19 protein-coding genes are annotated in these 18,115 nt (G+C 65.7%); 13 read left to right on the plus strand and 6 right to left on the minus strand.

The genetic code is table 11. The features are described 5' to 3' along the window. Positions 1 to 3: 3 nt before the first annotated feature. Both K883_RS25415 and K883_RS25420 read right to left on the minus strand, forming a co-directional pair. Positions 4 to 684 (minus strand): hypothetical protein, encoded by a 681-nt coding sequence (locus K883_RS25415; RefSeq protein ID WP_036456327.1) that lies wholly within the window; start codon positions 682 to 684, stop codon positions 4 to 6. Positions 685 to 728: 44 nt separating this feature from the next. Next, the gene (locus tag K883_RS25420) at positions 729 to 1,511 is read right to left on the minus strand and encodes a sensor domain-containing protein (RefSeq protein WP_036456328.1); all 783 of its coding nucleotides are present in this window, start codon (positions 1,509 to 1,511) and stop codon (positions 729 to 731) included. A gap of 236 nt (positions 1,512 to 1,747) precedes the next feature. On the opposite strand from K883_RS25420, the gene K883_RS27305 reads away from it, so the two are divergent. The 8 genes from K883_RS27305 (at position 1,748) to K883_RS25465 (ending at position 10,093) form a co-directional block, all read left to right on the plus strand. Further along, positions 1,748 to 2,767, plus strand: coding sequence for a sensor domain-containing protein (locus tag K883_RS27305; protein ID WP_156035679.1), 1,020 nt, complete (start codon positions 1,748 to 1,750; stop codon positions 2,765 to 2,767). Positions 2,768 to 2,861: 94 nt separating this feature from the next. Next, entirely contained in the window at positions 2,862 to 3,563 is a 702-nt protein-coding gene (locus K883_RS25435; protein ID WP_036456621.1) for a sensor domain-containing protein, read from the plus strand. An 87-nt stretch (positions 3,564 to 3,650) separates the two neighbouring features. Continuing rightward, a complete protein-coding gene (locus tag K883_RS25440; RefSeq protein WP_036456332.1) occupies positions 3,651 to 4,058 on the plus strand; it encodes a hypothetical protein in 408 nt (135 codons plus the stop codon). Then, entirely contained in the window at positions 4,055 to 5,332 is a 1,278-nt protein-coding gene (locus tag K883_RS25445) for a DUF7373 family lipoprotein (RefSeq protein ID WP_255358983.1), read from the plus strand. Before K883_RS25440 ends, K883_RS25445 begins: the two co-directional genes overlap by 4 nt. Continuing rightward, a complete protein-coding gene (locus K883_RS25450; protein ID WP_036456334.1) occupies positions 5,329 to 6,543 on the plus strand; it encodes a DUF7373 family lipoprotein in 1,215 nt (404 codons plus the stop codon). The genes K883_RS25445 and K883_RS25450 overlap by 4 nt, the downstream gene beginning before the upstream one ends. An 8-nt stretch (positions 6,544 to 6,551) precedes the next feature. Next, positions 6,552 to 8,582: a serine/threonine-protein kinase gene (locus tag K883_RS25455; RefSeq protein ID WP_036456336.1), complete on the plus strand. Its 2,031-nt coding sequence runs from the start codon at positions 6,552 to 6,554 to the stop codon at positions 8,580 to 8,582. Positions 8,583 to 8,609: 27 nt separating this feature from the next. Then, a complete protein-coding gene (locus K883_RS25460; protein WP_255358984.1) occupies positions 8,610 to 9,485 on the plus strand; it encodes an SseB family protein in 876 nt (291 codons plus the stop codon). Continuing rightward, entirely contained in the window at positions 9,482 to 10,093 is a 612-nt protein-coding gene (locus K883_RS25465; protein WP_255358986.1) for a hypothetical protein, read from the plus strand. Before K883_RS25460 ends, K883_RS25465 begins: the two co-directional genes overlap by 4 nt. A 75-nt stretch (positions 10,094 to 10,168) precedes the next feature. On the opposite strand, the gene K883_RS25470 is transcribed toward K883_RS25465, so the two are convergent. Next, on the minus strand, positions 10,169 to 11,251 hold the full coding sequence (locus K883_RS25470; RefSeq protein ID WP_156035681.1) for an FHA domain-containing protein: 1,083 nt from the start codon (positions 11,249 to 11,251) through the stop codon (positions 10,169 to 10,171). A 375-nt stretch (positions 11,252 to 11,626) separates the two neighbouring features. Here K883_RS25470 and K883_RS27310 point away from each other — a divergent pair, with 375 nt between their 5' ends. Continuing rightward, a complete protein-coding gene (locus tag K883_RS27310; RefSeq protein WP_255358988.1) occupies positions 11,627 to 12,205 on the plus strand; it encodes a DUF4333 domain-containing protein in 579 nt (192 codons plus the stop codon). A gap of 2 nt (positions 12,206 to 12,207) precedes the next feature. Beyond that, positions 12,208 to 12,600: a hypothetical protein gene (locus K883_RS25480; protein WP_036456340.1), complete on the plus strand. Its 393-nt coding sequence runs from the start codon at positions 12,208 to 12,210 to the stop codon at positions 12,598 to 12,600. 124 nt (positions 12,601 to 12,724) lie between these two features. Here the strand turns inward: K883_RS25480 and K883_RS26325 are convergent, their stop codons facing one another. Both K883_RS26325 and K883_RS27315 read right to left on the minus strand, forming a co-directional pair. Continuing rightward, the gene (locus K883_RS26325; RefSeq protein ID WP_051701202.1) at positions 12,725 to 13,948 is read right to left on the minus strand and encodes a hypothetical protein; all 1,224 of its coding nucleotides are present in this window, start codon (positions 13,946 to 13,948) and stop codon (positions 12,725 to 12,727) included. Positions 13,949 to 14,098: 150 nt separating this feature from the next. Beyond that, positions 14,099 to 14,677, minus strand: coding sequence for a sensor domain-containing protein (locus K883_RS27315; RefSeq protein WP_255359027.1), 579 nt, complete (start codon positions 14,675 to 14,677; stop codon positions 14,099 to 14,101). Between K883_RS27315 and K883_RS28455 the strand changes: the two genes are divergently transcribed. Beyond that, a complete protein-coding gene (locus tag K883_RS28455; protein ID WP_036456344.1) occupies positions 14,676 to 14,936 on the plus strand; it encodes a hypothetical protein in 261 nt (86 codons plus the stop codon). The genes K883_RS27315 and K883_RS28455 overlap by 2 nt on opposite strands. A gap of 319 nt (positions 14,937 to 15,255) precedes the next feature. Here the strand turns inward: K883_RS28455 and K883_RS25500 are convergent, their stop codons facing one another. Further along, complete coding sequence (locus K883_RS25500; protein ID WP_179945143.1) at positions 15,256 to 16,677, minus strand: neutral zinc metallopeptidase; 1,422 nt, start codon at positions 16,675 to 16,677, stop codon at positions 15,256 to 15,258. A gap of 190 nt (positions 16,678 to 16,867) precedes the next feature. Between K883_RS25500 and K883_RS25505 the strand changes: the two genes are divergently transcribed. Continuing rightward, positions 16,868 to 17,419 carry a helix-turn-helix domain-containing protein gene (locus K883_RS25505; protein ID WP_255358989.1) on the plus strand — a complete coding sequence of 184 codons (552 nt, stop codon included), beginning with the start codon at positions 16,868 to 16,870 and terminating at the stop codon, positions 17,417 to 17,419. Further along, positions 17,416 to 18,048: an RES family NAD+ phosphorylase gene (locus K883_RS25510; RefSeq protein WP_036456349.1), complete on the plus strand. Its 633-nt coding sequence runs from the start codon at positions 17,416 to 17,418 to the stop codon at positions 18,046 to 18,048. Before K883_RS25505 ends, K883_RS25510 begins: the two co-directional genes overlap by 4 nt. Positions 18,049 to 18,115: the final 67 nt, after the last annotated feature.

The following is an 18,115-nucleotide window of genomic DNA, read 5'->3' on the forward strand; positions in this document are numbered from 1 at the left end:
CAATCAGTAGGTCTGGCTGCCTTGGGGCAGGATCCGGAAGCCATGTGTGCCGTCGTGATAGAGGTTCTGGATTTCACAGGTGATCGAGTCGTCGGTGACGACGGCGCATATTGACGTGTTGAGGTCGTCGTCGCCGCGGTGTCCTCCGGGGACGACAATCTTCTGCCCAGGATTGAGTAGGTGGTAGCTGGCGGGGTCGACGGTTCTTTTCTCGGTCGGGCCGGCGTGGTAGGTCTCTTGCTCGTTGAGGTCGGTGTGGCTGAGCAAGGAGAAGACTTCGGTGTGCCCTGGGGGCGCGGGACCCCGGGTGATCGGCGTCAAGGTGTCTTTGTCGTAGGGCCACTCGGATACCTTTGCGTAGTTCACCCCAGATGCCACGCCAGGGAGCGGCCCCCAGCAGTCGATCGCGGCGGCGTACTGGAACGAGTGTGGGCCGTCATAGATTCGGCAGCGGATTCCGGCGCGGGTGGCGAACTGAATTCCGTTCCAGCCGTAGGTCGAATAGGTGCGGTAGTCGTCGGTGTTGACGGACCGGTAGTCGTCGAAGTTGACCGGAGGGGGTGGCGGCGGGGCGGCGCAACATGCCGGCTTCTGGTGGCATGCCACGCTCGCGGCGCCGATGAGTATTGCTGAGATGGGGACGGCAAGCGCGCGCACTGCCGGCACCTCCTTCTTCTGTGTCATGTGTGCTGCCGAAGTCGATGATGGCCTGGCGGGCTCGCGGGTGGTCAGGCCTGGGAGATGGCGCCGGTGGTCTTGTCGACGATGTCGCTGGCTTGGCTGGTGGTGTCGAAGCCGCACCACAGGGTGTCGATGATGACGTTGTTGGCCAGCCCCAGGGCGCGTTGGCAGGTGAAACCTTCACCGCTGGCTTGGGTTTGGGTGTTGGTCAGGGTGGTGTCGGTGGCACGCAGCTCGCCGAAGTTCCATGTCACCGGGGCGTGGCTGTGCAGGACGACGGTGAGCGAGTGGTTTGCGCAGCCCGACCAGCGTGTTTTGGCTTGGCTGAAGAATTGTTGGGCTGAGTCGGCGTCGCGGAAGCCGATGAGGGCCTGGACCAGTGCGTGGCGGGCGCTCCCCGGTGTGGTTGCGTCGTCGAGGATTTGGCCTTGCATCGCGGTCCAGTTGGTGCCTTGGTAGGCGTTGGCTTCGGCTGGGAAGTACGTGTCGAGGCAAGCCGGGGTGGAGATGGTGTCCTCGTCGTGCCACATGTGCGTGATCGGTGTGCGCACGGCCATGCCTGTGGTGTGCGCAGCGGTGTTGATGTCGTTTTCGCTGAGCAACAGGTCTGGCAGGTGTTGGGGCAGGATCGCCGGCGGTTGCCAGCGGCCGAGGTCTGCGGCGGCTGCGGGGTGGCCGGTGGTGGTGGCGGTGCAGCCGGTGAGCAGCAGGCATAGGGCGGTGGCGGCGAGGATTGCCCAGCGGCCGGTGGCGGTCAGCCGCGATGTACGGGTGCTGTGTTTTGGTGCGCTGTTTTCTGTGGTCTTCGCGGGTGGTTTTGAGGCGCTCATTCGGGCGGTCTCCTTGCCTGGGCCTGGTGGATACGGATGCAGACGGTATCAACAAAACCACAGTGGTGCAATGTTTTGAAACATTGCGCTCGGTTTTATGCTGTGGTCCAATCCAAAGCATGCATGACAGTGCGGCAGCGTCCGAGGGCTTCACCCCTCGGCTTGGACCGACCCCGGCCGCGACACAGCGACCCACCTCGCGCCCCGCAACCCCGCCTATCCCCGAAGGACAGCAGATGCGCCACCACGCGAACCCGCCGCTCAGCACCGCCCAGACCGCCCCGCCATCGGGCAATGCCGCGATGCGCAACGGCTACCAGCCTGCTGCGATGCCGCCCATGGGCCCCGGGCCCGGCGAGGAAGCCACCGTGGTGCTGCCGCGGCGGCCACTCGGATTCGCAGGCGGCCCTCCCCCGGTCCCGCCCCTGCCGCCGGCGCCGCCCTGGGGCCCCGGCCCGGGCTACCCTGCTGCGATCGCGACGCCGCGCCGCCAGCGGTTCCCCCTGTGGGCCCGGATCGGCGCCGCCGCCGCGGTCATAGTCGCCATAGTGGCCGCCGGAATCGTGATCAACGTCGCCAGCAGCCCCGATGACATGGGCAGCGTGGCAGTGACTCGCTCCCCCAGCCCATCCTCGACGCAGGCCAGCCCGAGCCCAAGGCCGCAAGCGGTGGCAACGGTGCCGTTGTCGGCGCTGCCCGGGCTGCTGCTGGATGTGGCGACCATCAGCAGCATCGAAGGCGCGACGAACATCGCGCCGACACCGGGCGCCGGTAGCGACGACGTGGCCTACAGCGGCGTGAATACCGACCGGCCCGAATGCGGCGAGATCCAAATCCCCGCGCTCGAGTCCGAACTTGAGGGCACCGGTTGGGTAGGGATACGCACCCAGTCGCTCCAGGACCCGAAAGCCGTTGAGCACCTGGACAACAGCGCCGCGATCTACTTCACGACCGCCACGGCGGCCAGCGACTTCGTGGCCAAGCAGGCTGCGGCCTGGCCGAAATGCAACGGCGCCACCTTGCACCTGCTCGAGCGGGGTCAACCAGACAGCATCTGGATGGCCAGCACGGTCGCCAACCGTGACGGCATGCTCAGCATCATCAACACCCAGGAAGGTGCGGGGGGCTGGCAGTGCCAACGGGCCATGACCGCCCGCAACAACATCGTCATCGATGTGCGCAGCTGCGGTAATAACCGCACCGATCAGGGCCTCAAGATCGCGACCCGGATGGCCGATCGTGTCAACCCCCGCTGACCAGACCCACCGTTGCTACTCGCGTGAGAAGAGGGGAGCGGCCATGGCTTGGATGCGCTTGGCGCCCAATGTCGTTCGGCTGATCCTGGTGCTGGTGTCCTCGGCGTTGATCACGCTGGTGGCCGGTTGCGCTGATGTCGTCAGCGGCACGGTGCGCGCGGCGCCGGACCTCAAACCGCGCCCGCTGGTCGGCGAAGTCATCAAGCAGGCGATGCTGACCGATGCTGAGTTGTCCCACGTGTTCGGTCAATCGTTCAAACTCGATGACAGTATGCCGCCGAAGTTCGGCGGCCCGGCAGAGATGTACTGGGACTGGCCGGGCGCTTCACGCAGCGATTGCGCCTCGCTGGCGCACATCCTGATGGGCGAGGCCTACCGTAATGCGCAGGTGGTCAACGTTGCTCACGAACAGTGGTGGGCCGCCGATGTCGGCGAATTTCCCACGGTGATCGATCTCGTCGAGGGTGTGGTCGCGTTACCGAACGCGGGGGCGGCCAATGCGTTGTTTGAGAAATTCGGTTCGCATTGGTCGCGGTGCGCCGGTCAGCGCCTCGACAGCAGCCTGGGATTTCAGAATGAGATCACCGAGGTGCACGCCGGTACTTCAGTCGTGGAAGCCACCGTGGAAGAGGTAGACCTACACACGAAACTGCGGCGGGTGCGCGCGCTCGGCGTGAGGGGCAATTGCCTGGTGGAGGTCGAGGCGGTCTATTTCCGCGACGTGGCGCCCGCGCCGGGCAAGGACGCCAGCGATGTGGCCAGGGCGATGATGGGCAAAATCAGCGATCGAAGCTGACGCCCTGGTAGTAGCGGCTACCATTCTCCCCATCGTTGCCGGCGCACACCGGCCGGCCGCGGGACCTGAGAAAAGGAGGGATCGGACGTGTGCGACGAATCGGCGGCTGAGCCGATGGCGACGCTGCTCAACAGCGCGCGCGCCCGCCAGCTGGATGCTGCGGCGCGGACCCGCCTGCACCGCGCCGCGCGCGAGGCCGCACTGTTGTATCCGGACAATCCCGACTTACAGCAGTGCGCGGTCGACGCGGCGATCGACTATCTCAACGACAATGCTGACCTGGACGCTGACGGTGCCGAATGGCACCGCATTCGCGACCAGGAGAAGCGACTCGGTGCCCGAGTGCGCCAACTCGCGGTGATGGCGGTGGCCGACAAGGCTGTCTCGGAACGGCGGGCGGCCAGCGCCATCTTCATCGACCGCATGGCGTTGCGGCGCTGGTCGGGCAAACGGCCCAACAGGCGCCGGAGCGGATCAGCGAAAGCCGCCCGGTGAAGATCCGACACACAAGCATCGCCGCCGCGCACCGGGGCTTATCGCCGCTGCTGCTCAGCCTCGCCGTAGTGGTCATCGTGGGCAGCGGCTGCTCGAACCAGGTGACGGGGGTAGCCGTCAAGTCCGGCGGCCCGGCGCCCGCGGCGGCCAACGCGGCCCTGCTCGACCCCGGTAACTATCCGCCCCGGCCCCGGCCCCCCTTGGGCAACGTCGCCGATGACGCCGCCGGGCGCCGCGTCGAGGCCCAGCGGATGGCCGACATGGTGGCCGGACCGTGGCAAATCGACGCCACGTTGATCAGCCCGACGAACGCCGAAATCGCGCCCACGACAGCGTTTCCCGAGCCCACACGGCTGTCGGCGCTGGTGCGTGGGGATTCGATCGCCGCGATCGCCGCCGCGCATCATTTCGTGGCCGGTTTCGTCAGTGGGCGCGCCACCCCGCCACCGCCACAGGGACAGGCCGGCGCTGACAAGCCCAAGATCCTGGACAACGGGGTGTTTCGGTTCCCCAGCCCCCAAGACGCGACGGATGCGGCTGCGGCGATGGCCGCCGCTGATGTGGGCACCATCCGCCCGGGCAACATCCCAGCGACGCAGCTGGCGATCCCCAACTATCCCAACACGCGGGCCTACGTGGCCCCGCTGTCAGGAGGTTTTGAAGCCTCAGCGTTCAGCGCGCACGGCCCGTACGTGTTTTTCCAGTTCGCCGGATCCAAGGAAAGCTCCGCGGCGGTCGCCGACATGATCGCCAAAACCCTGGATTTGCAAGGCCCGGCCGCTGACCACTTTCAAGCCACCCCGGTTGATCAGCTGGCCAGCTTGCCGGCCGACCCGACCGGTCTGCTGGCCCGCACCGTGCCGGCCACCGACCCCAACGTCAACCAGGGTGGGGTCTACTCCCCGCACGGCTCACTACATTTCCGATCCGACCCGGTGGCCACCCAGGCGATGTACAACGACGCCGGGATCGCCCGTGTGGCCGTCGACCGCACCACCATTTATGAGGCGGTCGATACCACCGGGGCGCAGCGTGCCGCTGATGGGCTAGTGCGCATCGATGTGCCGTTCTTGGGCTATCACTCCGCGCCCGGCATCAACGGTCTACCCTCGGCGCGCTGCTTTGACCGCGGGCCCGACATCACCGACCTGGGGGCGGTGCGGTTTTTGTGCATCGCCACCGCGGCGCGCTACGCGTTCAAAGCCACTGCGGCCCAAGAGGTTGAGGCACATCAGATCATGGCTGCCCAATACCTGATGTTGACCGCGCCATGACCGGGCGCGTCCGTTCGTGGTTGTGCGCCGCGGCCGTCGGGGTCGCGGCGTTGACGGTGGCCTGCAGTACCACGATCGCCGGGAGCGCGGTCAAAGCGCCGGGGGAGGCCAGCTCCGACGGTGTGAATCTGGGCTTGCTGGATGCCGGGAACTTCCCGACCACGCCACGCCCGCCGTTGGGGGTGGCCGGCGACGCGCTGCGCGGCGGGTGGGCAGAAGGGCGCCGCCTGGCCAGCGCCCTAGTGGGCCCGTGGGAAGTCGATCCCGATCTGGTCGACTTCGCGCAATTGCAATCCGGTGTGGTCAAAGACACCGACGCGGTCAATTCACTTCTGGGAGCCCCGCTGGGCGAGGCCCTTAACGGCCACAACTTGTTGGCAGGGTTTTGCAGCGCCCGTCACGCCGACAAAGGCCCCTACAAGGACCTGTTCACCATGGTGTTGGAAATGGCAAGCCCCGCTGATGCGAGCGCCGCGGTCGCCGACATGACCGCCAAAGGTACGTCCTTGACGATGCCGTTTGACGCCAAACCGGTTCCCACGCAGCCGTTTTCCATCCCCCGCTACCCCGCAACGACCGCGGTGAGCTACCGCTGGACCGCGAGTTATCCCGAACCGGGTGGACCGCGCTTGACGGTGACCGCTTTGAGCGCACATGGACAATACGTGCTGGCGCAAGCAGCGACGTCGGTCGACAACCCTGATATCGCAGCCCAATTGATTGCCACCGCACTAGATTTGCAGCAGCCCCTGGTGGACAAATTCAAGCCCACGCCACCTAATCAGGTGGCTGCGCTGCCGCTGGATCCCGACGGACTGTTGGCACGCACCGTGGCGCCAAGATCAGAAAACGAGTCCGTCAGCGACGGCGTTTATGATGCTCATGGGGCGCTGCATCTGGCTCCCGACGACCCGGTCCATCTCGCCGCCATGTTCAAATCCGCTGGCGTGCAGCAGGTTGCGTGGGTCCTGGAAACCAGGGTCTATCAAACCCCGGACGCCAGTGCGGCCGCGCGCCTGGTTGCCGATATGACTGGGCCGCACCAGGTGGGCGGGATCTCCGGCATGCCCAAGGCGAAATGCTTCAACGAGACGTTGGCCTATTGGTGTGTGGCGAGTGCGGAACGCTACGCCTACCAGATGCAAAACGAACAAGAGCACGCTCTGCACCAGATGATGGCCGCCGAATACCGCATGCTGACAGGGAAATGAGCCGCTGAATGCCCCTTGATGTAGGAACTATCATCGCCGGCTACCGCATCGAAGGCGTGCTGGGCCAGGGCGGGATGGGCACGGTGTATCTGGCCCGCCACCCGACGCTGCCCCGCAGCGAGGCGCTGAAAATCCTGTCCGGCGAACTGTCCGGAGACCGCCAATTCAGGGAGCGCTTCATCCGCGAAGCCAACCTGGCCGCGAGCCTGGACCACCCGAACATCGTGCGGGTCTACAACCGAGGCGAAACCGACGGGCACCTGTGGATCGCCATGGAATACGTCAAAGGAACCGCCGCCAACGATTTGGACCGCGCCAACCTCACCCCGGCCCGTATCGTGCGCATCATCACCGACGTCGCCGCCGCACTCGACTACGCCCACTCGCAGCACGTCTTACACCGCGATATCAAACCCGGCAACTTCCTCGTCGCAGCGCCCGGCAGTGAGCGTGAACGAGTGTTATTGGCGGACTTCGGCATTGCACGCGCTCTCGACGATGCCACCGCCCTGACCGCGACGGGCTCGATGGTCGGCACCGCGGCCTACGCCGCGCCGGAGACCATCGAAGGCCGACCCGCCGATCACCGCACCGACGTTTACTCGCTGGGGTGTGCCCTGTTTCGGCTGCTGACCAGCCGCACCCCGTATGAGGACCCCTCCAACAAGTCCCTTGAGGCCATATTGGTCGGACACCTGATGCGGCCTGTTCCGCACCCCAGCGACATCAACCCCACGCTGCCACCGCAGATCGACGAGGTGATGGCTCGCGCGCTGGCCAAAAATCCTGCTGATCGTTTCCAGACCGCTGGCGAACTGGCTGCGGCGACTACCGCGGCGCTGACTAACAATCCGGCACCGCCAACCATCACCGGACCTCGTCCCTCCCAGCCGACCAATCCCACTCTGACCTACCCACCCACCGGACCTTCCCTACCGGCGGGCTCCGCACCGGTGTGGCCGGCCTATGATCCCCGCGCAGCATCCGCGAATGGAGCGGCGCCGCAGCCGTTCACGGGCGCGCCGCCCCCCTCAACCCCGACAGGTCGCCCAACCGAGTCCGGTCCTAAACTCAAGCGCCGCAGCCGCACCCGGCTGATCGTGGGAGCAACCATCGTAATTGCCGCGTTGGTCGCAGCGACAGTGGTGGGCATTCACCTGTTCGGCACCACCAGCACCGGATTGGGCCCATACCAACCGCAGACCCTGAACACCAAATTCGGCACCCTCAAACTCGAGCACCGCCCGATGGCCATCGCCGCGCTCGGAGCTGGCGACCCCGATGCCGTGCTCTCACTCGGCGCCCCTGTAGTGGTGATGAACGCGCCCGGCGCGACGACACCGAGCTGGCTGCAGCCGCTCATCCATTCCACCCCACCGGTCTTCGCCGCCGCCGACACCGTTGCCATCACCGCTGCCAAACCCGACCTCATCATCGACACCGACAACATCGACCAGACCACCTACAACTCGCTGGCCGCGATCGCCCCCACGCTGACCCAACCCGCCGACAACACCCAAGACTGGAACTGGCAGGCCCAACTGAACTGGATCGCCACGGCGCTGGGCCGCACCGACACGGCCAAAACCTTGGTCGACAAGGCGCAGTCCGAGCAGAACCAGATCCGCTCCGAGCATCGAAGTTTCGGCGGCAAATCCATCGTCGCGGTCAACTACACCGGGACCAACACCACCGCGGCGGCGGTCCCATCACCGCCGAGCGCCTACCTGGAAAGCATCGGCTTCACCTACAACACCCACTACAAACGCGCCCCCGGCGGCCCACCAACCGTCCCGTTCAACATCGACGACGTCGACTACATCGCTCAACGCAGCGACGTCATGCTGCTGCTGCGCACCGACCCGGGCGCCGGCGGCGGCGGATACGGCGGCCTGCCCGCCAAATACAGCAGTTTCGGCGGCACGCTCGTCATCGTCGATGACCCCGCCACAATCGCCGCCCTCAACGCCGGCGGCCCAGCAGCCACCACCTACCTCAACACCGCGCTGGTCACCAAGCTTGGCAACCAAATCCACTAAACCGCCAACGAGACACCGCGCGCCGCGTTGAGGCTGCAGCGCACGCGCGTTAAGAACCAGGCCATCGTTGCTCACGCTATCTGTGCAGTCAGGGGAATCCGTATGGCAATGGCAACCGAGGACAACGGAAACCGCGCCACCCTGGTCGACAATGTGGCGCTGCGACAAGCCGTCGCCGCCTTCGCCGCACAACCCAACCAGCGCGGGGCGCTCGAGGTGCTCCGTTTGTGCATGTTCGGTGAGGTGGTTTTCGACATCACCGGATCCGATGCATTTACCGGCCAAACACCGTTCGCGGCCGGGTCTCGCCTCCAAATCCGCGGCGGCACAGGCCCCCACGGCAAAGGGTCGGCGCTGTTCGCTTATACCCGTCATGAGGAGATCGCCCGCCTGCACCCGCCGGGTACGCGCACGCAGTCATTGGTGCAGTCGGCTACCGGGGCCCTGGAGCTGGCCCAAAGCCAAGGCAACGACTGGCTCTATATCGACCCCGCCGGCCCCACCTGTGCATTGTCGGCCGCCGAAATCGATTTCGCCTTGCGCAATCCGAATAACGAGCCGCTCAAGCGGGCGCTGGCCGATCACGCTGCCGGCAAGATCGACAGGCACACCGTCGTCGACGTGGTGCGCCAGAACGGACCGTTGGCGATCGCCGCCGACGATTCCCAAGGCGACGGGCACATCGCCGTTCGCAACACCACACATCCCGACGGCAGCTCGAGCATCTTCGGCTTCACCAGCGGCCCAGAAGTTCTAGCTTGGAGCCCCGCTGATGCGGCCGGGCCCCTCACGGTCGAACAAGTGGTGAACATGGCTCGCGCGCAAGGCCACAGCGGGATCGTCATCAACCCGGCCGGCCCATACCTGTGGGTCTCGCTGGCCGAAATCACCCAATTAAAATGAAGAACGCCAACATCTTTCACGCGCCGAGAACCCGGCTCAAGGATGTTGCTGCGAAACGATCGTTCATATTGATCGGGCTGGCGCTTGCCTGGCCAGCGTTGGTCGGTCTGCCCCTGCATGCGACCGCAGCGCCCGATGACATTGATGCACTGATCGACGACAGCGGGCCACTGCCCAATCAGACCCGCGACCTCACGGCACTACCTGATCTGCTGTTCACCACCCCTAGTGGCCTGCTGTGCAAAAAGACCGTGGTCAAGGTGATGCACGACGTGACGTGCGCGGGTGATCTGCCCGGGGCGCCGGCGGGGACCCGGGTGGTGACGCTGCCCACGGTCTACGCCCAGGCCAACGGGCCGGCGCGGTTTCTGCCCACCCCGCCCGAACGATTCTTCGGCGACACCACGGGCCAGGCACCGGTCCTGCTGACAGCGGGCAACAAAATCGTGTTCTGGGCGTTCTCGAACACCCAATCGCTGGTCTGCGGGGTGCCGCGATCGGCGGATCTGGTGTGCAGGCTTAACGCGCCGAAGGCCATCGGTGCCGACAACAGCGGTCCACAAACCCATGGCTTCGTGATCGCGGCTCCCCACAGTCACGTCTTCTGACGACAGCCAAGACGCGCGCGGCTCCCCGTCAGGGGAGCCATCGATCGTTCGCTCACATCGTGATCGGTTATTTGTCTATATCAGGTCGGCGATGAGGAGCTCGATTGCGTCGGCGACATCGGGCGTTACGGGGCGTTCGGCTTCGGCGTCTTCAAGGGCTGAGGCGGGCAGTCCGGAGCCGATGGCCGCCTCTTCCAGGCTCAGCTCCGCCCGGTGGCGGGCCCCGTAAAGCCGCTGCCCCAACGTCGCCGACGGCGAGGCGGCGGCGCGCATCATCACATCGTTGTAGGTGCGCCGCACACGGCTCAACGCCTTCATGGCCGCAGCGCCCCCGGTGGGCTGGCGCGCCGCAGTCAACGCCAGGCCCTCGAGCCTTTGCAGATCAGCCAGGATCGCAGTGGCTTTGGCGGTGAAGTCCGGGGCGTTCGGTTCAGGCAAGTCCGCGATGGTCACGCTGACGGCTTGCAGGGCGAGCTCGACCGTGCGCGAAATAGTCGGCGCGTGAATGGAGTCGGTCAACACCTCGGTCGCCTCGTCGCTACCAGCCTCAGGGACGGCCGCTGCTGCTAGCTCGCCCTCGCGTCGCTGCGCCTCGATGTACCCGGCGGGCAAGTCCAAGGCCTTTTCTAGTTTTGCCAGCGTGCTGGGATGCGGCCAGCTGCGACCTAGCTCGAAATTGATGAGGGCGGACTGGTTGTAGATCCCGTCGTTGTCCAGGCCCCGCTGGGAGATCTTCAACTGCTCACGACGCGCACGGACCGCTTGGCCAGCGCGCAGACGCCCCGCCGCGTCGATTTGCTCGGCGCGCGATGGGTGCTCGGTTTGAGCTGACCTCAGTGCCTGGGTCGACTCATCCTGAGTCACATCGGTGGTAAGTGTCACGGCCACCCCATCTGGGGCCCCGAGGTGCAGGGTCGTGGTAGCGGTAATGGGTACCGGGGTGCGGCGGTTTCCGTCGACGAACATTCCGTTGGTGCTGACATCGACGGCGTACCAACCGTCGGGGTGGGGTTCGAGGACAACATGGCGTCGTGAGACCCGCTCGTCATCGATGTCGACCGCCGCCTCAGGATCTCTGCCGATGAATACCGCGCCCGCGGCGGCGTGAAGAGTGTGTGTCGCGCGACCGACCCGCACAACTAGCGCGGGCGTCGTCACTGGGCTGGCAGTCAATCGTCGCTCCCTTTCCCGATTCGAGGCACTGATGCTCTGCTGTTAAACAAAGCGCTCGGCTAAATGCTACCTCATCCGAATCGTAAAGTGGGCTGGAAAGCACAGCGCCGCTGTCGAGGGCTTGTGGCGTTCTGCGATTCTCGCGTCGTGCGTACCGATGGGCGACTCGCCACATTAGGCAAGGTAGACACCCTATAGTGAGCTGCTGACGCGGTTGCTTCACCGGGCCCATGACGCGCACGTGGGACGCCCCCCAGGCGTGCTGTGGTTTCTAAACCATTGCGCTATGGGGACTGCTTGGGTTACTGTTCGGGCACGATGCCATTGCGGCCCTCGGCCACGCACAGAGAAAGGTCGCCGATGCAACACCCACAGCAGCCGCCCCTGGCGCCACCGCACCACCCGTACGCGCCGGGCATGCCGCCGGTCGCTCCCCAGGGCTTCTACGAACCGCCTATCCAGCCACTGCCCCGCCCACAAGCCTTCCCGATGACGCCCCAGGCCGGACCCTTCCCCTACCCGCATCCTCACCTACCACCAGGCGCGAACCCCTGGGCACCAACCGCCTTCACGGCGCGTGGTCCCCGAGTTGGCCTGCGCGGCAAACACCTTCCGCTCTACCTGGGCGGCGCGTTCACCGCGATCACCGCGGCGGTGCTCTTCGCGGGACTTTTAGCACCCGGTTTTCTCGTCACCAAACAACTCGACGTCCGCGCTGTCGCAGCCGGCGTCACGCACGTCTTGTCCGATCCGAACGGTTACGCCGCCAAGAACGTCAGCGACGTCACCTGCAACGACGGCCACAACCCCACCGTCCTCAAGGGAGCCACCTTCACCTGCCAGGCCACCATTGACCACATCAAACACCAGTTCACGGTCACCTTCACCGACGACGCGGGTGGCTACGAGGTCAGCGCCCCGAAGGGAACAAAAATCTGACCATGCGCTTGGACGACATGGGCCAGCCGGCACGAATCCACTGCGGCCAGGCGCCAAAGCCGCCTAACCGCAACCTGTTAGGGGCGTGCCTAGCGCTGCTGGCGATGGTGGTGCTGGCGCTGGTGATCCTGCTGTTGTTCAACGAGTTGAGCAGCCCGGTGTTCGGGGTCAAACTCGGAGAGGGCTATTTCCCCGACAATTCCGCGGCGATCGTGCATTCCGCACGAATCGGGGTCCTCACTTCGACCGGGTTGATCGTCGTCGCGACTGGCCTGGCCGCGAGCGCCGTGGCCGTACGCCCGCACCCATTTCTCCAGGTGGTCGCCGTGCTGACCCTGGTGTCCCTGATCCCGCTGCTACTGCTGCTCTTGTTCTGCTACGCCCTGGCTTTCTAAAGCTTTTCGGGAGGACGGGAATTCTCGGTCCCGAAGCGCCGCGAGTTTCGTGCGATTGCAGATGGGATCAGATCGTCCCACCGGGATCCATTGCCCGTCCTGGCGGGCTGCCATCCGCGCGGTGTCAGCGGGAGAGCTCGACGAGTTCTCCGCTGATTTCCCACCGCGAGCCGATGGGTTCAACGGCCAGCAGCTCACCGGCCACACACCAATCGTCTCCAGGGCTCCACTGGACACCCGCGGCACCGAAAGGCTTGACAAGCCGCGGCACAGCGCCGAGCACGCCGCGTCGTTGATCAAGCAGGTGCGCCTCGATTTCGGCGGCATCGGCCGCCAGCATTGTCGCAAGCCGCGCCACAACTTCAGCAAGCACGGTCGCGTCTGCATGGGTGGCGAACACCGAGATGACCCCATCGAAAATGCCTTTTACCAAACCAGCACCCCACACCGGTGGTCGACCCCCGCGCGGCGGCCGGACCCGGACTCTGACACCAAAAGGTGTATGGGGCGTGCATTCTGGCTCGAATACCTTCACCGGCCCGCGCGCGAGCGCTAGCCACACTTGTTCCAGCTTCTTCTCGCCAGAGAACGCGCCCAGGTCCGTCCAGTCGAACGACGCCAGCAGTCGGCCCTGCCGCCAGTCGGTGAAGGAGGCCGACCGCGGTGCCAGCGCATAGCGGTAGCAGAACGGATACTCGCCACCATCCGGAGGGGCTGGCACGACAGCACCGTGCTCGAAGCGAATCCCGTTACACCCAGCGATCGCAAACGAGCCAATGTTGTAGAGCAACAGGTTTTCCACGTCAGCACCGTCAGGCTTTGCTCCGAAAAACGTGGCGTGCAGCACCTGGCCATCCGAGGGTTTGAGCTGCCTGCAGCGAGCCTGAATCTCGCTGCTTAGGTTCTTCTGGCGGACACGCCGGTCCCCAGACTGGATGTAGGCATCTGCCCAGGCCTCGACGACCGCACGCCCCGGCAATGGCCCGTGGACCACGCTGCGACCCTCATACTCACGGCGTGGGCCTGTTCGCCGGCTCCGCCCCGTCGTGGTGGATTCCAGGGTTCGGGGGCCCGAGTGGCAGATCGCGCACACCGCAAGCGGCTCCCCCACCTCTTTGATCGCCCACCGCTCGAGTTCGGCCGAATGCTGCGCACAGACCTTCACGTACGGTCCGGTCCAGCTGCCGGCGCGTGGGTTCGTCCCGTTGATCGTTCGGCACCTGGCACGGTGCACACGGGCGCCGGTGGCAGTGTGGCTGCGCGCAATGTTGATCACGAAGCCATCCGGGTGGTCAGTCAGCCAGGTTTGATAGCCCGCATCATCGTCGCGAAACTCCCGTGCGCTCATCCCCAGACCTTCATCGTGCCCTGCGGGTCTGAACCCCGAGCCATCACCCGTGTCATCGTTCCCACTGCGGCTGTGCTGCAGAGGGTTTCGTAGCATGCGCTGACTTCCCCGTGAAACTCCCGCCGCCGCAGGGGGCGCAGTGCTGGCCGGTTATGAGTGGCGGGTGATGTTGTCATTGATCACGCGAGCAAGTGATGCGCCCGTGGTGATGGTGTTTTGCCCGCACGCGCGCACATCCACCACGACGTTGCGTCGCACACCCATCGCGCGCTCGCACTCACTGCCTTGGTGTTCGCTCGCCCCGGCGGGCAGCAACACCGTGCTGGCGATGCCGTCGGTCTCGCTGATGATGGTGATCGTGGCGTGGTCATCGGGTTGGCCGTTGGTGAAGGAAACGGTGACGCCGGTCAGTCGGCACCCTCGCCACGCCGAGAGCTGTTGGGTGTAAAACTGTTGCGCGGCAGCCTCATCGGAGAACGCCGCCACCGCCTGAATCACCTTGTGGCGTCCCGGACTGGCCTCCATCAGTCCTTGGACCGCCACGCCGGTATACCCCGACCCGGTGTAGGTGCTTGCCAACGCCGGGGCCACCGCGCTGGCGCACTTGGCCGGGTCTATCGACACGTCTGAGGCAAGCGACGTCGCCACCTCACGCGGTCGCATCTGCACGTCGTGGAGTACATTGCCGACCTGGTCGGCAGATGCCAGCAGGCTCGGCAGCGCTGCGATGTCTAGCGCCGGCGCCGCCGGCGAAGCGCTCGGTGACGGTGTCGGTGGCGCAGGCCTACTCGAGGCAGGTGCCCGCGTCGATGACGGCGCCGCCGAGTTCGCGGTCGTCGTCGAATCGTTGCCGCCCGCCACCACCAGCGTGATCACCACTACCGTGATCACGGCGGTGATCGCACCGGCAACCCACCAGGGCCAACGCCGGCGCCGCCGCGGCGGCGGGTATCCGATGGGCGGCATGCCTGGACCGCCCACGGGGTAGGGATACGGCGGCCCACCCGGTGGCCCCTGCCAGTGTGGTGGGGCTTGAGGCGGCGGCTGCCAGGCCGGGCCGGGTTGCGGGAAGGATCCTCCCCCCGGCGTCGGTGGCGGCGCTGGCGGGCGCTGCGGGAGGTTCATCGTCGGCTCATCGCCCTGCCCGGGCCCCCAATCGGTGCTCATTGCTCTAACCCTGCCTCAATACGGTGAAATCCTCAGTGGGATTGCGGATCCAATGCCTCGCCGGCGAGCGGCTGTCGTCGCACCGTGTTGCTGCTCGCTTACCGCGCCCGCACTGATCCAGCACCTGCGTGCGGCTGTGTTCAGGCGTCGGTGAAACGTTGGTAGCACAGGTCGTCGTTGCTGTTGACGACCCCGGAGCGAAATGCGGTGATCCGGGTAAATCCCGCCGGCGCGGTCTGCCCGTTGACGTCGCTGGCCACCAGGTGGTTGGTCAACAGTCCGGCAACAGCTTTGTCGAGGTCCCCGGCAGTCAGGGTCAGCGCATTGCCCGACGGCACCGACACCGGGCCAGCCATTTTGCGGTGCGCCAGGCCGGTAAGGCAGGCGGTCCGCAATGCGCTCACCGGTGAATCGAGCTTGAGGCCGCGTTCGTGTTGCACCGCAAGGACATACCGCGACATCACCACCGACATCGCGGTGTCATCACCCTGGATCAGCACACGACCGGACTGCTCATTACCGGGCGCACCCATCTTTTGGAGCTGGGCGAGATCGACAGCGATGGTGTTGGTGGCCGGGCAGTATGAGGCGGGCGGGCTGGCTTGGGCGTCAGCGCAGCCGGCGGCGGTATAGGACAGCTGCGGGGGGCTTTTCAGGGGGAAGACCGCCCCGAGGGTGTCCATCAGCGACGACAGGGTTTGCTCGGTGATCGGCACTTCCCCGGTCTCTAAGCGACCGGATTGGTCGTAGGTCAACGCGATCGGCAAGTCCCCGCGACGCTGCTTGACCTCGTTGTCGTCGATCGCGGCGCACGCCGAGGCGCCTGAGACAAAACCCATCTGGAAAGCACTGACACGGTCGAGCGCGGTGCCGTGGCCTTCTTCGATCAGCTCCCGATCGTCGGGGGTAAGGATCGGGTCGCGCAGGGTGATCAGGCCGGCCAGTACATGGTCGAGCCCGTCCCCGGTACTGAGGGTGAAGCGCGTCGACTTGCCTTCGGCAACCCAGCGCATGTAGACACCGCCAAAGCAGTCCGCCTGCTGTTCTAGCACGATCGTCGAGGTGCCGCGGGGGGCGATGTTGGCCATGTCCTGAATGGCGTGACCATACTCGTGAGCGAAGATGCCTGTGACCGGCATCGATCCGAAATATGTTTTGCCGGTGGGGATTAGCACCCCGCGGTCCCAGGCGATCAGGTTGCAGCGCGGCGAGAACAACGCGTTGATCAGTTTGTAGGTTCGGTGATGGCATACGGCAGGGCTGGCCGGATCCTCGGAGTCGTAGGAGACGAGTTCGTCGACGGGCTTGAATTCGCCTTTGAAAAATTTGCTGTAGTTGGAGCGCCAGAAACTTTGAATGTCGTTGACCGACAACAGCACCAAAGTGTCGTCGTCACCATGGTCGGTGTTTTCCACTGTGCCGGTGGGTTGGGGTGCGTCGCTGCGAGGTCCGCTTGGGCCGTCGACCGCCAGCAGGCCCCCGACGTGGAAAGGGTCGTAGAGCATCGAGGCGCCGTGTCCTTTGATGACGGTGGTGCACCCCGCGGCGGCACCGGCGATCATCGCGACGACGCTGACCGCCGTCGCCGCAGCGACCGCACCGCGCAGTCGGCTATTCACGAGGCAACCTTATCGTCGCAAGATCCGTGCGCGCCTCGTTCTGTGCGGCCCCCGCGTGGAGCCGCACAGAGCAGCACATGCGTGCTAGTATGTGCGTATGAACGGTTCGGCGGCGCCCGCGTTGGGTGCCCTATTGGCCAAGCACCGGATTGACCTCTCGGTGGAGGAGGTTCTCAACGAGCTAGATTCCGCGTTTGCGGCGATCCCGGGAGCAACCACGCTGTCGAAGGCGGAGGTGGACTTTCTTCGCACCCACGCCGAACCCAGCGCCGAGGCAGTCATCGAGACATGGTCGGCCGACGATGAGCGCCAGGCCCGCGCCCGTGTTGCGTTGCGGCAACTCACCGGCGCGCTTTCTGGATCGGTCAGCATCAAAGAAGCCGCCGCGATCTTGGGTGTCGATCGGTCGCGCGTGTCACGGCGGATCACCGGAAAAGCGCTATGGGCCTTCGATCTTCAGGGAAGCCGACGCATCCCCCGCTGGCAGTTCCTCGGGAAGGAGCTGCTTCCGGGCTTGGACGTAATCGTGCCTGCGATACCACGCGACGCTACCCCCGCGGTCCTGGATGCGTTCATGCACACCGCGCAGCCCGACTTTGACAACCGCACGCCGATCGAGCATCTGGCCGCCGGCGGTGATCCCGAGTTGGTCGCCGGCTTCCTCGAGGATCTCGGACGCTGGTGAGCCCCCAGCCCAAACCGAAAGCGCCTCGAACACCTCCCGCGCAGCTCGTCCAAGAACCGCAAGACAGCATCGACTACACCGGCACGCTATGGCGGGTCCACCGCACCGCCGGCGAGCACGTGCTGCCGTGGAACCAACTGCGCACCTACGGGCCGCTGCCATCGATGCGGTGGGACCCCCACCCGGGCCCTTCGCCTGGCGCACGCAGCGACGGTGTGCTGTATGCCGCAGCCGATCTCGCAACCAGCCTGGCCGAGGTCTACCAAACAACGCGCGTGATCGACACCCGCGCAGGCACTCCGACCCTGGCCGCCTGGCACCCCCAGCGGCCACTGCACCTGCTCGACTTGTCCACAACTTGGCTGCTGCGCAACAGCGCCTCGACCGCACTACTGGCCGCGCCGCGCTCGGTATGCCGGCGCTGGGCCCGCGCTATCTACACGACTTGGCCTGACCTGGACGGGCTCTACGTCCCGTCGACGATGACCGGGCGGCCCAACATTGTGCTGTGGACCGCGGCCGCCGACTCTATCCCGATGATGCCGGCGTTCTCACGCCCGCTCGCGCACCCGCTCGTCTGGTCGATCGCGCAAGCAGCAGCTGGCGAGATTGGCTACACGATCCTATGACCATGGCCTCCGATGATGAGCCCGTCCAGCCGGGGCCAGTGACACCCGAGGGCGCTATCACCGTTCA

Origin of the sequence: Mycobacterium sp. TKK-01-0059 (genome assembly GCF_000709305.1) — a bacterium.
In the GTDB taxonomy this organism is placed as follows: domain Bacteria; phylum Actinomycetota; class Actinomycetes; order Mycobacteriales; family Mycobacteriaceae; genus Mycobacterium; species Mycobacterium intracellulare.